The 12,995-nt window shown below is 74.9% G+C and carries 16 protein-coding genes and 1 pseudogene; 8 read left to right on the top strand and 9 right to left on the bottom strand.

The window, feature by feature from the left end; genetic code table 11:
• On the top strand, positions 1-919 hold a 919-nt coding region (locus ACW0Q9_RS23030; protein ID WP_456184570.1), incomplete at its 5' end, for a hypothetical protein.
• 41 nt (positions 920-960) lie between these two features.
• On the top strand, positions 961-1,509 hold the full coding sequence (locus ACW0Q9_RS23025; RefSeq protein ID WP_456184568.1) for an RNA 2'-phosphotransferase: 549 nt from the start codon (positions 961-963) through the stop codon (positions 1,507-1,509).
• Positions 1,510-1,554: 45 nt separating this feature from the next.
• Here ACW0Q9_RS23025 and ACW0Q9_RS23020 read toward each other — a convergent pair whose 3' ends face one another.
• From ACW0Q9_RS23020 to ACW0Q9_RS22980, 9 genes and pseudogenes are all read right to left on the bottom strand, one after another.
• On the bottom strand, positions 1,555-2,826 hold the full coding sequence (locus tag ACW0Q9_RS23020; protein WP_456184566.1) for a sulfite oxidase: 1,272 nt from the start codon (positions 2,824-2,826) through the stop codon (positions 1,555-1,557).
• Between the two features lie 92 nt (positions 2,827-2,918).
• Entirely contained in the window at positions 2,919-3,437 is a 519-nt protein-coding gene (locus tag ACW0Q9_RS23015; protein WP_456184564.1) for an NUDIX domain-containing protein, read from the bottom strand.
• A gap of 40 nt (positions 3,438-3,477) precedes the next feature.
• Positions 3,478-3,699, bottom strand: a complete 222-nt coding sequence (locus ACW0Q9_RS23010; RefSeq protein WP_456184562.1) for a DUF2199 domain-containing protein — start codon at positions 3,697-3,699, stop codon at positions 3,478-3,480.
• A 40-nt stretch (positions 3,700-3,739) separates the two neighbouring features.
• Positions 3,740-4,312 (bottom strand): annotated as a pseudogene (locus ACW0Q9_RS23005) (NADAR family protein); the annotation flags it as partial.
• 53 nt (positions 4,313-4,365) lie between these two features.
• A complete protein-coding gene (locus ACW0Q9_RS23000; RefSeq protein WP_456184560.1) occupies positions 4,366-5,007 on the bottom strand; it encodes an SRPBCC family protein in 642 nt (213 codons plus the stop codon).
• Positions 5,004-5,366 carry an ArsR/SmtB family transcription factor gene (locus ACW0Q9_RS22995; RefSeq protein WP_456184558.1) on the bottom strand — a complete coding sequence of 121 codons (363 nt, stop codon included), beginning with the start codon at positions 5,364-5,366 and terminating at the stop codon, positions 5,004-5,006. The genes ACW0Q9_RS23000 and ACW0Q9_RS22995 overlap by 4 nt, the downstream gene beginning before the upstream one ends.
• Positions 5,367-5,472: 106 nt before the next feature.
• Positions 5,473-6,147, bottom strand: coding sequence for a peptidoglycan recognition protein family protein (locus tag ACW0Q9_RS22990; protein WP_456184556.1), 675 nt, complete (start codon positions 6,145-6,147; stop codon positions 5,473-5,475).
• Between the two features lie 69 nt (positions 6,148-6,216).
• Positions 6,217-6,963, bottom strand: a complete 747-nt coding sequence (locus ACW0Q9_RS22985; RefSeq protein WP_456184554.1) for a lysozyme — start codon at positions 6,961-6,963, stop codon at positions 6,217-6,219.
• Between the two features lie 146 nt (positions 6,964-7,109).
• Positions 7,110-7,820: an MBL fold metallo-hydrolase gene (locus ACW0Q9_RS22980; protein WP_456184552.1), complete on the bottom strand. Its 711-nt coding sequence runs from the start codon at positions 7,818-7,820 to the stop codon at positions 7,110-7,112.
• Positions 7,821-7,966: 146 nt separating this feature from the next.
• Here ACW0Q9_RS22980 and ACW0Q9_RS22975 point away from each other — a divergent pair, with 146 nt between their 5' ends.
• The 6 genes from ACW0Q9_RS22975 to ACW0Q9_RS22950 form a co-directional block, all read left to right on the top strand.
• Entirely contained in the window at positions 7,967-8,317 is a 351-nt protein-coding gene (locus ACW0Q9_RS22975) for a YciI family protein (RefSeq protein ID WP_456184550.1), read from the top strand.
• Entirely contained in the window at positions 8,314-9,534 is a 1,221-nt protein-coding gene (locus ACW0Q9_RS22970) for an RNA polymerase sigma factor (RefSeq protein WP_456184548.1), read from the top strand. The genes ACW0Q9_RS22975 and ACW0Q9_RS22970 overlap by 4 nt, the downstream gene beginning before the upstream one ends.
• Complete coding sequence (locus tag ACW0Q9_RS22965; protein WP_456184546.1) at positions 9,531-10,367, top strand: SMP-30/gluconolactonase/LRE family protein; 837 nt, start codon at positions 9,531-9,533, stop codon at positions 10,365-10,367. Before ACW0Q9_RS22970 ends, ACW0Q9_RS22965 begins: the two co-directional genes overlap by 4 nt.
• A gap of 192 nt (positions 10,368-10,559) precedes the next feature.
• On the top strand, positions 10,560-11,381 hold the full coding sequence (locus tag ACW0Q9_RS22960) for an ABC transporter ATP-binding protein (RefSeq protein WP_456184544.1): 822 nt from the start codon (positions 10,560-10,562) through the stop codon (positions 11,379-11,381).
• Complete coding sequence (locus tag ACW0Q9_RS22955) at positions 11,378-12,094, top strand: ABC transporter ATP-binding protein (RefSeq protein WP_456184542.1); 717 nt, start codon at positions 11,378-11,380, stop codon at positions 12,092-12,094. The genes ACW0Q9_RS22960 and ACW0Q9_RS22955 overlap by 4 nt, the downstream gene beginning before the upstream one ends.
• Before the next feature lie 28 nt (positions 12,095-12,122).
• Positions 12,123-12,995: branched-chain amino acid ABC transporter permease (locus ACW0Q9_RS22950; protein WP_456184540.1), on the top strand; the 873-nt coding region annotated here is incomplete at its 3' end.

Here is a 12,995-nt window from a genome sequence, read left to right as displayed (position 1 = left end):
GGCAACCGGTCAGGCGGCGGCGCGGTCGGCGGGCGGCCGGCCGAGCCCGAGCGCGCGGCCGTGCCAGATCTTCCCGGCGGACAACGTCTGGCACGCCGACGTCTCCCGGCTGCCCGTGCACCCGCGCTCCGCGGCGATGATCGGTGCGATCGGCGGCGGCGCCACGGTGCACGCCGACTTCGGCTCCGGCCGGTGGGAGGGTGCGCCGATCGGCATCCCGGTCACCGTCGTACCCGCCGGGCAGCCGCGGGTCCCGGTCACCTTCGGGTACGCCGACGAGAGCGACCCGGGGCCGTACCCGGTCCCGCCGGACGCGGCGGTCGAGGGAGGACCGGACGGCACCGGCGACCGGCACGTGATCGTCTGGGACCGGGCGGCCTGCCGCGCGTACGAGCTGTTCGACGCGCACCGGGCCGGCGCCGGCTGGCGGGCCGGCTCGGGTGCGGTCTTCGACCTGCGGTCGAACCGGCTGCGCCGGGCGGGCTGGACCTCCGCCGACGCGGCCGGACTGTCCATCCTGGCCGGGCTGGTCCGCTACGACGAGATGGCCGCCGGCCGGATCGACCACGCGATCCGGGTCACCGTGCCGCGTACCCGCACCGGCTGGACCTGGCCGGCCACCCACTCCGCCTCGTCGGCCACCGACCCGGCGCTGCCGCAGCTCGGCCAGCGGCTGCGGCTCAAGCGCTCGGTGGACCTGTCCCGGCTGCCCCGGCAGGCCCGGATCGTCGCCGAGGCGATGCGGCGCCACGGGCTGATCGTCGCCGACCACGGCTCGGCCTGGTTCCTCTCCGGCGCCCCCGACCCGCGCTGGGACAACGACGCCCTGCGCGCCCTCGGCGGCCTGCGCGGCAGCGACTTCGAGGTGGTGGACGCCGCGGGGCTGATGGTGAGCGGCGGCTCGGGCGCCACGCGCTGATTTCCGTCGACGGCCTCCGGCCGGTGGGTCACACTGTCCGGGTGGATCATCGTGACCTGGTCCGGGTGAGCAAGCGGATGTCGCTGGCGCTGCGCCACCGCCCCGACCGGTTCGACCTGACGCTCGACCGGGCCGGCTGGGTGCCGGTCGCCGACCTGCTCGCCGCGCTGAAGATCAGCCGCGCCGACCTGGACGCCGTCGTGGCCGGCAACGACAAGCAGCGCTTCGCCGTCGAGCGGGGACCCGACGGGGTCGACCGGATCCGGGCCAGCCAGGGCCACTCGGTTCCCGTCGACCTCGGCCTGGCCCCGGCCACCCCGCCCGACCGCCTCTTCCACGGCACCAGCGAGACGGTGCTGCCCGCGATCCGGGCCGAGGGGCTGCGCCGGGGCCGCCGGCACCACGTGCACCTGTCCCCCGACGAGGAGACCGCCCGCCGCGTCGGCGCCCGCCGCACCGGCCCGGTCGTCATCCTCACCGTTGACGCCGCCGCCATGGCCGCCAACGGCTTCCCCTTCTACCGCAGCGCCAACGGCGTGTGGCTCACGGACACCGTCCCGCCCGCCTACCTCACCGCCCCGTTGATCTGAAGTGCCCATGGCCAGTCGCGGCGACAACCGGCGGGGGAGCGGGCGTCAGGCGGCCGTGACCGGGTGGTGGATCACGGCGTCGTAGAGGTAGGCGAGGGTGTTGGGGGTGGTCCGGTCGGGTTGGGTGGCGCCCGTGGTGTCGGTGGCGCGGGCGCGGAGGGTGTAGCGGCCGGGGGTCGGCGGGCGCCAGCGCGCCGTCCAGCGCTGCCAGGGGCCGCCCCGGTCGGCGGCGACCAGGTCGGCCGGGCGCCAGCCGTCGCCGGTGTCCACCTCGACCCGGTCGATCGGGCCGTTGCCCGACCAGGACCGGCCGTGCAGCACCAGGTCGGCGCCGGCCGGCACGCGGGCGTCCCAGGCCAGCTCGAACGCGCTCTTCACCGGCTGCGCGCCCAGCACGGTGCCCTCGGCCGGGTGCCCGGGGCCGAACATCCGGTAGAACCGGGTGTTCCAGGGGGAGAACAGGGGAGTGGTGGAGACCTCGACCGGGCCCACCCACTTGATCGAGGAGATGCCGATCCAGCCGGGCACGACCACGCGGACCGGGAAGCCGTGGTCGGCGGGGAGCGGCTCGCCGTTCATCTCGTACGCCAGCAGCACGTCGTCCAGGGCCTTGCCGATCGGCAGGGGGCGACGTACCCGGCCCAGGTTGATCCCGCCGGTCACGTAGTCCGGGTCCAGCCCTTCGGGCATCACGTCGACCGCGTCGTTCCGCAGCCCGGCGAGGCGGAGCACGGTGCCCAGCCGGACACCCCGCCAGCGGGCCACGCCGACCCCGCCCAGCCCCCAGGCCACCCCCGGAGTCGGCTCGCCCTGCTGCTCGGCGAAGAAGCGCCGGCCGTTGCCGGCGCACTCCAGCAGCGCGCAGCTCTCCTCGGCGGGCAGCCGGCGCAGCTCGTCGAGGCTGAACTCGACCGGGGCGTCCCGGGTGGGTGCGCCCCGCAGCCCGGTGCCGAACAGGCGCAGCCGCCAGGTGTCGGCGTCCAGCCGGGGCGTCACGGTGTGGTTGCGGACGAAGAACCGGTCGTTCGGCACCACGTACCCCTGCCCGGCCAGCGCCGTCCAGCGCATCTCGGCGTTGGTGTCCAGCGGGCGCAGCAGCTCGGGCGGCAGCGGCTTGGCGATCGGCGTACCCGGGTCTACGCCGACCGGCGCCGGCGCCACCGCGACCGGCTCGCGTTCGGCCGCCGCGGCGGTCAGGGCGGCCATGGCCGCCCCCAGCTCCAGCAACCGGTCGCGGTCGACGCCCGCACCGTGGGCCTCCCCGGCGAGCCACTGCCGGCTCCGGCGGGTGTCGTGGTCGGCTTCGGCGTGGGACACGGGTGACCTCCGGAGACTCGGCGACGCTGCCATTCCTATTCAATCAATAGGAGATTTCGCCGCGTCGGCCGAGGTCCGGTCAGGTCGCCGGGTCAGCCGGCGTGCTGGCCGGCGAGGAAGTCGGCCAGCACCCGGGTGTGCGTGGAGAATGCCAGCTCGACCGGTTCGGTGAGGACCAGCCACTCGGTGGCCTCCTCGGTCGGCGCCGACGGGGGCAGGTCACCGACCGGCCGCTCGGGCAGCACGCCGAAGACCATCATGGTGCCGCCGGCCGGCGCCCCGTGCACCGCGAACAGCCTCGCCTCGTCGGCCTCGGCGAGGAGGCCGGTCTCCTCCCGCAGCTCGCGGACCAGCGCCTCGGACCACTCCTCGCCGTACTCGATGAAGCCGCCCGGGAGGGCGAGCTGGCCGCGGGCCGGCTCGATGTCCCGGCGGACCACCACCACGCCGAGGCCGTCGGGGGTGCGGACCGGCAGCACGGCCACCGCGACGGGCAGCGGGTTGCGCCACACCGTCTCCCCGCAGGCCAGGCAGACGCGCGGCCACCCGGCCTCCACCGGGTAGGCCGCGCCGCAGAACGAACAGTGCGTGTACGGAGCGGCGGCGGTCACGCCGCTGCACGTTACCCGCCCGGCCGCTCCGGCGCGCCCGTCACCCGTCCGCGCGGGGTGTCTCCGGGTGCCGCAACCGTTCCGCGATCCGGCGCACGTCCGCCATCGTCATCCCGGTCCGCTGCGCCACCGCGAGCGGGTGGTCGGTCGGCTCGACCTCGACCTCGACCAGCGGCCCGCGGCCGACCGGCTGGGTGTGCACGTGCGTCTTGAGCTCCAGCGTGCTCCGGCCGTAGACCGGCAGCTCGGTCGAGTCGTGCATCCGCGTGACCCTGGCCGAGGACCCGGGCGGCGTCGGCGCGGAGGGCTGCGCGGGCGTCCATCAGGGCGAAGCCGAGCAGGTTCGCGCCCCGCCACCGAGCCGGATCCGCGGCGCGCGGGTCGTCGGCGGCCAGCCCGATGCCCCAGATCCGGTCCATCGGGCTCGCCTCGACCAGCACCCGCTCGCCGGTGCCGAGCAGGAACCGGGCCAGCTCCTCGTGCTGGCGGAACTTGGCCACGCTGCCGGCGACCACGACGTCGTATCGGCGGGCCGCCCAGGTCGCCTCGTCGAAGCCGCGGACCTGCCGGCCGAGCGCCTTGGCCCGGTGCGGGTGCGTGGCTTCGAGGACCCGCTCGGCGATCCCGTCGTCGCCGAAGAGGGTGGCCTTGCGCCACATCATCCAGTGCTCGGCCGTGGCGTACGTCCGGCCGTCGACCGTGAACGGCGCGGGCCACCACTGGCTCAGGCAGCCGGCGCCCACGCTGCCGTCCCGCTGCGGGCGGTGCCCCCAGAAGTGCAGGTATTTCACCGGTGCTCCGGAGTGGACGGCCGTGGCCAGCTCGGCGACGGATCGGATCGGCACGATCGACAGTCTGCCCGAACGCACCGACAGTCCGCGATCGGGCACGGGGCGCCCGGCGGCACGCGCCCGATCGCGGGCCTCGGTCAGGGGGTGGGGGCGCCGGTGTAGAAGGCCGTGACCCGGTCGCCGGCGGCACGGGCCTCGTCCGCGGGGGTGCCGGCGGCGATGCTCGCCTCGGTCCAGCGGGCGCTGGCCTCCGTCATGAAGCGGCGGCCCTCGTCCGAGCCCATCCAGGCGACGGCCTCGTCCGGGGTGATCCCGGAGCCGTCGGCCGCGAGGTGGGAGGCCAGCCCGAGCAGCGCCCCGTCCCAGCCGACGCCGACCGCGCCCGGCCCGTACTCGGCCCACCGCTCGTCGTCGACGTGCGCCACGTGCTCCAGCTCGAACCGGGTACGCCCGGCGCCGGCCTCGGTGAGCCGCACCTCGACCCAGCTCACCTCGCCGCCGAACTCCCAGGTCGCGGCGAAGCTGTGCGGCGGGTCGCAGCGCTCGACCGTGCCCCCGGCGTTGCCCTCCAGCTGGTAGCGCCCGCCGAGCTTCAGCTCGCCGGAGATCGGCAGGAACCAGCGGGGGATCCGCTCGGCGCTGGTGCAGGCGTCCCAGACGTCCTCCACCGGCGCGTCGTACGTCTGGCTGACGGTCATCACCCGCGCCTCGCCGGCGGGGAGCGTACGGCTGCCCAGCCGGCGCTCCACGGCGCTGATCTGCCCGGTCACGTCGATCATGATGTGGTCCTCTCGTCGGGTTCGCCCTCGCGCAGCCGCCGTTGCCGCCGGCCCCGGGCCAGTTCGGTGGCGAGCGCCGCCAGCGGCGGCGTCCAGAACCGGCGGAAGCCGGCCAGCCACTCGTCCATCTCGCGCAGCGGGCGCGGGTCCACCGCGTAGAGGCGGCGGGTGCCCTGGGCGCGCACCGTCGCGAAGCCGTGCTCCCGCAACACCTTGAGGTGTTGCGACACGGCGGGCTGGCTGATGCCGAACTCCCGCTGGACGGTCGCGCCGAGCGTGCCGGCCGGCTGCTCACCCTCGGCGAGCAGCTCCAGGATCCGGCGACGGACCGGGTCCCCGAGAACGTCGAAGGCGTGCACGACCCCTTTCTATCACGCTGAACTTATATAAGCGAACCCTGAAGGAACGAGATCTTGGAGAGTTCCCGTTCGACGCGAACGGAAACCCTCCAAGATCCGCAAGCGGTCAGCCGCCGAGGCGGGCGGCGACGGTGCTGCGCAGCTCCGGGAGCCGGTCGTGCAGCAGGCCGGGGCACTGGGTGTTGTTGAAGTCCTTGTGTCCGTAGATCTCCGTCGGCGGGATGCCGTACTGCTGGCAGGTGAAGGCACAGAACCACACCAGGCTGTTCCAGAGCGCCGCCGGCGGCTGCACATCGAGATAGATGCCGTCGTTCTCGATGCCGATGGCCTGGCTGTTCTGCCCGACGCAGTGCGCGCCCTGCACCATGGTCTGCCCGTGCAGCAGCCCGTACAGGCTGCCGTGCCGGCCCTCGGTCAGGTAGCCGCCGCGGCTGTTGGTGAAGTGCTGCCCGGAGTCGAGCCAACCGTTGGTGTCCATGTGCAGGTCCTGGATGTCGCGTGAGTTCCGGTAGGCCTGCGCGAGGCTGTAGTCGGTGGTGTTCGGGAACGCGGTGTGATGAATGATGATCTTGTTGGGCCGGCTCTGCACCACGCTCACCGCGGAGGACGGCGGGCGGGCGCCCCAGGTCGCACAGTTGGCGATGGTCGGCTGGTCGATCCGGGTGGCGACGGCCCGGGCGTCGCGGCCGGCGCCGAACTGGGTCAGCGCCGTGGCGCCGGCGGCGGCGCCGAGCAGGACCGCGCCGCGCAGCACGGCCCGCCGGGGAAGGGGTACGGACATCGGGGCCTCCTCGTCAGTGACGGACGCGGCCGGTGGCGAGCCGGAAGGTCGGCCCGCCACCGGAGCGGGTCAGCAGGGTCCGTTGCAGGCCAGCACCTTGAGGCGGTCCAGGGTGCCGTTCCAGACGTTCTGGTCACCCGGGAAGACGCCCGAGGACGCCCACTGCCAGAAGGAGTACGTCCCCCAGCCGGCCGGCAGGGTGCCGACGCTGCTGGAGTAGCGCGCGATCCACAGCGGGTTGTTCGCGGCGAACTGCGAGGTGTTGCCGGTGCAGGTGGTCCACCAGTCGGTGGTGGTGTAGATGGTGGCCCACCGGCCGGTCCGCGCGTAGTACTGGTTGACGAACGAGGCGATCCAGCTGCGCATCGAGGCCTGGCTCAACCCGTAGCAGGTGGCGCCGTACGGGTTGTACTCGATGTCGAGCGCGCCGGGCAGCGTCCTGCCGTCCTTGGACCAGCCGCCGCCGTGGTCGACGAAGTAGTTGGCCTGGGTAGCGCCGCTCGTGGTGTCCGGCCGGGCGAAGTGGTACGACCCGCGGATCATTCCGACGTTGTAGGAGCCGTTGTACTGCTGGGCGAAGTACGGGTTGGTGTAGTACGTGCCCTCGGTGGCCTTCACGTACGCGAAGCGGGCGCCGTTGCTCCAGGCCGCGGACCAGTTCACGTTGCCCTGGTGGCTGGAGACGTCCATGCCGGGCAGGCCGGCCGGCGCGGCGCTGGCGGGAGTCGCGCCGACGACGGCCGAGGCGGCCAGCGTGACGGTGGCGAGCAGGGCCGTGGCGGCCGCACGCAGCGCCGATCGCAGGGGACGGTTCATCTTTCCTCCCTGGGGGTTGGGGGAGTTCGACGAAAGGAACTGTCAGTATTAGGTCACAGAGCGAAGAATTCTTGCAATAGATGCATGGAAGATTTTCGCTGAATGAGGGTAGGGTGGTGCGCGCGGCCCGGTGCGGGGGAGTCGGCTCAGCCGAGTCGGCGGAGGAAGCCCCGGACCTGCTCGCGGGCCCGGTCGGTGAGCTCGGGACCGTGGGTGAAGGCGGCCACGTCGTAGTCCAGCTCGCCCAGCACGTGCGCGGTCCGCTGGGTCATCCGGAAGTCGGTGCAGAACGACCGCACCGGCCAACGCACGCCGGCCACGTTGAACAGCGCGTCCCCGGTGACCAGCACCCGCGTCGGCTCGTGCAGCAGCGACACGTGCCCCGGGGAGTGGCCCGGGGTGTGCACCACCCGCAGGCCGCCGCCGACCGGCAGCACGTCGCCGTCGGCCAGCGGCCGGGCCACCGCGACCGCCGGGAACCGCCCGCCCGCCAGGCGGGTGAGGAAACGCCCGACCGTGTTCCCGCCGCCCTGCGGCGGCACCCGGCCGGACTCGGCGTACGGCAGGTCGGCCCGATGCGCGGCGACCGGGGCGCCGGTGCGCCGGGCCAGCTCCGCGGCCCCGCCGGCGTGGTCCGCGTGCGCGTGGGTCAGCACGATCCGGGTCACGTCGGCGGGGGTCTTGCCGATGGCCGCCAGCCCGCGCACGATTCGGGCCGGGGCCCGTCGCATCCCGCAGTCGACAAGCGTGACCGAGCCGTCGTCATCGACGAAGGCGTAGGAGTTGACCATGGCGCGACCGACGGTGGGGATGCGCCAGACCCCGGGGGCGAGCGGAACCGCCGCGGTTCGTGCCATGCCCCGAGTGTCGGGCGCCCGGCGACGGTCGATCAACACCTGGGCCCGGGAAATCAGTCGGGCCGGCGTGTCGATCCCCGGGGTCCCGGTTCGTGTGGAGGGTGGAGGGGTCGGGAGAGACCGGCCGCCGGACGAGGAGGCAACCCGTGAAGCAGTACCTGATCAGCCTTTACCAGCCGGCCGGCGAGCAGCCGCCGGACCCGGATTTCCTGGCCGGGGTGATGCGCGAGGTCGACGCCATCGGTCGGGAGCTGAGGGAGGCCGGATCCTGGGTCTTCGGCAACGGCCTGCACGCCCCGGAGACCGCCACCGTGGTGCGCCCGAAGGGCGACGAGGTGCTCGTCACCGACGGCCCGTTCGCCGAGGGCAAGGAGTACCTGGGCGGGTTCACCATCATCACGGCACCCGATCTCGACGCCGCGCTCGACTGGGGCCGCCGCTACGCCCTGGCCACCACCCTGCCGGTGGAGGTGCGCCCGTTCCAGGGCGAGGGATGACCGGGCCGACCGATGTCGAACGGGTCTTCCGCGCGGAGTACGGCCGCGCGGTCGCCGTCCTGGTCCGCCTGCTCGGCGACATCGACCTCGCAGAGGAGGCGGTCCAGGAGGCGTTCGCCACCGCGGTCGACCGGTGGGCCGCCGACGGGCCGCCGCCCAGCCCGGCCGGCTGGATCATCACCACGGCCCGGAACCGGGCGATCGACCGGCGGCGCCGGGAGGCGTCCCGCGCCCACCGGCACGCCGAGGCCACCCTGCTGTACGCCCCCGAGCCGCCCGCCGAGGAGGGGCCCGTGCGCGACGACCGGCTCCGCCTGATCTTCACCTGCTGCCACCCGGCGCTCGGCGTGCCGGCCCGGGTCGCGCTGACCCTGCGCCTGCTCGGCGGGCTGAGCACCGCCGAGATCGCCCGCGCCTTCCTGGTGCCCGAGCCGACCATGGCGCAGCGCCTGGTCCGAGCCAAGGCGAAGATCCGGGACGCGGGCATCCCGTACCGGGTGCCGCGGGACGCCGACCTGCCCGACCGGCTGCGGGCCGTGCTGGCCGTGGTCTACCTGATCTTCACCGAGGGGCACACCGCCAGCGCGGGGGACCGGCTGGTCCGCGACGAGCTGTGCGCCGAGGCGATCCGGCTGGGCCGGCTGCTGACGCAGCTGATGCCGGACGAGCCGGAGGTGCTCGGGCTGCTCGCGCTGATGCTGCTCACCGACGCGCGGCGGGGCGCGCGGACCGGCCCGGACGGCGCGCTGGTGCCGCTGGGCGCCCAGGACCGCGGCCGGTGGGACCGGGCGCTGGTCGCCGAGGGGCAGGCCCTCGTGCGGCGCTGCCTGCGGCGGGACCGGCCCGGCCCGTACCAGATCCAGGCCGCCATCAACGCGGTGCACAGCGCCGCGGCGAGCGCCGCGGACACCGACTGGCGGCAGATCCTCGCCCTCTACGACCAGCTCCTGGCGCACGCCCCCGGGCCGGTGGTGGCGCTGAACCGGGCCGTCGCGCTGGCCGAGGTGGCCGGACCGGCCACCGCGCTCGCCGAGGTCGACCGGCTGGAGCTGGCCGGCTACCACGTGCTGCACGCGGTCCGCGCCGACCTGCTGCGCCGCCTCGACCGGCCCGCCGAGGCGGTGGCCGCGTACGACGCGGCGATCGCGCGCACCGACAACGCCGCCGAACGGGAGTTCCTCCGCCGCTCCCGCGACCTGCTGAGGAGCGAGACGTGAACGCACCGGAGATCCTGGTCGACGGGCTCGCCTTCGGCGAGTCGCCCCGCTGGCACGACGGCCGGCTCTGGCTGGCCGACTGGGGCGCCGGGGAGGTGCTCGCCGTCGACGCGGCCGGCCGGACCGAGGTGGTCGCCCGGGTCGACGGGCTGCCGATCTGCTTCGACTGGCTGCCGGACGGCCGGCTGCTGGTGGTCGCCGGGAGCGCCGGGCGGCTGCTGCGCCAGGAGCCCGACGGCGCGCTGCGCACCCACGCCGACCTGGCCGCGCTCGTCCCGTACCCGTGGAACGAGGTGGTCACCGACGCCCGGGGCAACGCCTACGTCAACACCATCGGGTTCGACTTCCCCGCCGGGGATTTCCGGCCGGGCGCGGTGGCCCTGGTCGCGCCGGACGGCACCGCCCGGCTGGTCGCCGACGACCTGGCCTTCCCCAACGGCATGGCGCTCACCCCGGACGGGCGCACCCTGATCGTCGCCGAGTCGTACGCCGGCCGGCTCACCGCCTACGACGTGGCCGCCGACGGGACGCTCGGCGGCCGGCGGGTCTGGGCGGCGGTCCCGGACTCCGCGCCGGACGGCATCTGCCTCGACGCCGCCGGGGCCGTCTGGTACGGCGACGTGCCGAACCGGTGCGCCGTGCGGGTCGCCGAGGGCGGGCGGGTGCTCGACCGGATCGACCTGGACCGGGGCTGCTTCGCGTGCGCGCTCGGCGGTCCGGACGGGCGGACCCTCCACCTCGTCGCCACACAGTGGAGTCCGGCGGCGCTGGCCGGCGGGCCGCGCGCCGGCCAGGTCCGCACCCTGCGGGCGCCCGCCCCGGCCGCCGGCTGAGCAGGGCCGACGCTGCACGGCGGGTGCAACTCCGCGCGCGCCGCGGAATCGTGATCCCGTCGATATCACCACGGCCCGCGGCAGGCATTGACGAACCCGCGCCGAAAAGTACACTCCCGGTGTAATAAGTTTCCCCGCTTCGCCCGAGCCGCACCGCGCACCCCCGACGCCGCGTCCTCTCCCGAGGTGAAGATGAGCCCACCCCCCACCCCCGCGGACGGCATCGACCTGGCGCTGCACGGCGTCGGGGTCCGGTTCGGCGGGCTGATCGCCCTCGACGACGTCTCGCTGCGGGTCCCGCCCGGCCGGATCGTCGGCGTGATCGGTCCGAACGGCGCCGGGAAGACGACCCTGTTCAACGTGGTCTGCGGCTTCGTCCCGCCGACCAGCGGATCACTCACTCTGGACGGCCGGCCGTTCCGGCCCCGCCCGCACCGGCTGACCCGGCTCGGCATCGCCCGCACGCTCCAGGGCGTCGGGCTGTTCCCGGGGCTCACCGTGCTGGAGAACGTGGTGGCCGGCGCCAGCCACGCGGCCCGGGCCGGCTTCGCCACCGCCCTGTTCGGCCTGCCGCGCAGCGACCGCGACGAACGGCGGCTGCGCCGGGAGGCGCTCGACCTCCTCGCCGAGCTGGGTGTCGCGGCGCACGCCGGTGCGGCCCCGCTCACCCTGCCGTACGCGGTGCGCAAGCGGGTCGCCCTGGCCCGCGCGCTGATCGCCCGGCCCCGGCTGCTCCTGCTCGACGAGCCGGCCGGCGGGCTGGGCGCCGACGACGTCGCGGAGCTGGGCGAGCTGGTCCGCACGCTGCCCGAGCGGGCCGGCGGGGCCTGCTCGGTGATGCTCGTCGAGCACCACATGGACCTCGTCATGTCCGTGTGCCAGGAGCTGGTGGTGCTCGACTTCGGCCGGGTCATCGCCGCCGGCACCCCGGACCAGGTCCGCGACGACCCGCTGGTCACCGAGGCCTACCTCGGCGCCGACGTGCCGGCCGAGGCGGCGGGGGCCGGATCGTGAGCGCGGTGCTGGAGGTCGAGGCGGTCAGCGCCGGCTACGGGCCGGTGCCGGTGCTGCGGGACGTGACCTTCGAGGTGCCCGCCGGGACCATCGCCGCCGTGCTCGGCGCCAACGGGGCCGGCAAGACCACCCTGCTGCGTACCCTGTCGGGCCTGCTCCGGCCCACCGGCGGCCGGATCCGCTTCGACGGCGCCGACCTGCGCGGCGTCCGCGTCGAACGCCTGGTCCGGCGCGGCCTGGCGCACGTGCCTGAGGGGCGGGGCGTGGTGGCCGAGCTGACCGTGGAGGAGAACCTGCGCCTCGGCGGGCTCTGGCGCGGCGACCGGGCCGACGCCCGCCGGGCCCAGGACGAGGTCTACGAGCTGTTCCCGGCCCTGGCCCGCCGGCGGCGGCACGCCGGGCACCAGCTCTCCGGCGGGGAGCGGCAGATGCTCGCCCTGGGCCGGGCGCTGATCGCCCGTCCCCGGCTGCTGCTGCTCGACGAGCCGTCGCTCGGCCTGGCCCCCAAGGTGACCGCCCAGATCATGGCGCTGCTGCGCCGGCTCTGCGACGACCGGGGGCTGACCGTCCTGCTGGTCGAGCAGAACGTGCGCAGCGCACTCTCGGTCGCCGACCAGGGCGTGGTGATGTCGCTGGGCCGGGTGGTGACCGCCGCGCCGGCCGGCCGGCTGCGCGACGACGACCAGCTCCGGCACGCGTACCTCGGGTTCTGACGGCCCGGCGAGCAGGAAGGATCCGCGATTGGACCGGTTCTTGTTCCTCACCTTCGGCGGGCTCTCGACGGGCGCGGTCTACGCCGCGTTCGCCCTCGCCCTGGTGCTCATCTGGCGGGCCGCCCGGCTGGTCAACTTCGCCCAGGGCGCGATGGCCGTGGCCACCGCGTACGTGGGCTACGCGGTGGCCTCCGCGACCGGCTCCTACTGGCTGGGCCTGGGCGCCGCCGTGCTCGCCGGCCTGCTGCTCGGCGCGCTTGTGGAACGGGTGCTCATGCGCTTCGTCGGGCACGCCAACCCGCTCAACGAGGTGATCGTCGCGCTCGGCCTGGTGCTGCTCATCCAGGCGGTGCTCGGCATGGTCTTCGGCAACGGCTACCGGCCGGCCCCCGCCCCGTTCGACACCGACGCGCTGACCCTCGGCGGGGTCGCCGCGCTCTCCCCGTACGACCTGTGGGTGCTCGGCGCGGTGCTGGTCGTGGTGGTGCTGCTGGCGCTGCTGTTCACCCGCACGCCGATCGGCCTGCGGATGCGGGCCGCCGCGTTCGCCCCCGAGGTGTCCCGGCTGCTCGGCGTCGACGTCTCCCGGATGCTCACCCTCGGCTGGGCCCTCGCCGCCGCGGTCGGCGCGCTCGCCGGGATGCTGGTCGTGCCCACCGGGTTGGGGCTGCACCCGCACGCCATGGACCTGGTCTTCGTCGTCGCGTTCACCGCCGCCGTGGTCGGCGGCCTGGACAGCCCGGCCGGGGCGGTGATCGGCGGGCTGCTGGTCGGCCTGATCCTCTCGTACGTCACCGGCTACCTGGGCCCGGACACCACCCCGCTGGCCGTCCTGGTGCTGCTGCTGGCCGTCCTCCTGGTCCGCCCCGGCGGGCTCTTCTCCAGCGCGAGAGCGAGGCAC

This window comes from Micromonospora sp. I033, assembly GCF_053890995.1.
This window is presented reverse-complemented; position numbering and strand designations above follow the sequence as displayed.

What these genes read in the sequence shown, in the direction of transcription:
- ACW0Q9_RS22985 (WP_456184554.1), bottom strand. Translation starts at nt 6,963, where the DNA reads ATGAACCGTCCCCTGCGATCGGCGCTGCGTGCGGCCGCCACGGCCCTG.
- ACW0Q9_RS22990 (WP_456184556.1), bottom strand. Translation starts at nt 6,147, where the DNA reads ATGTCCGTACCCCTTCCCCGGCGGGCCGTGCTGCGCGGCGCGGTCCTG.
- ACW0Q9_RS22980 (WP_456184552.1), bottom strand. Translation starts at nt 7,820, where the DNA reads ATGGCACGAACCGCGGCGGTTCCGCTCGCCCCCGGGGTCTGGCGCATC.
- ACW0Q9_RS22960 (WP_456184544.1), top strand. Translation starts at nt 10,560, where the DNA reads ATGAGCCCACCCCCCACCCCCGCGGACGGCATCGACCTGGCGCTGCAC.
- ACW0Q9_RS23000 (WP_456184560.1), bottom strand. Translation starts at nt 5,007, where the DNA reads ATGATCGACGTGACCGGGCAGATCAGCGCCGTGGAGCGCCGGCTGGGC.
- ACW0Q9_RS22970 (WP_456184548.1), top strand. Translation starts at nt 8,314, where the DNA reads ATGACCGGGCCGACCGATGTCGAACGGGTCTTCCGCGCGGAGTACGGC.
- ACW0Q9_RS23010 (WP_456184562.1), bottom strand. Translation starts at nt 3,699, where the DNA reads ATGCACGACTCGACCGAGCTGCCGGTCTACGGCCGGAGCACGCTGGAG.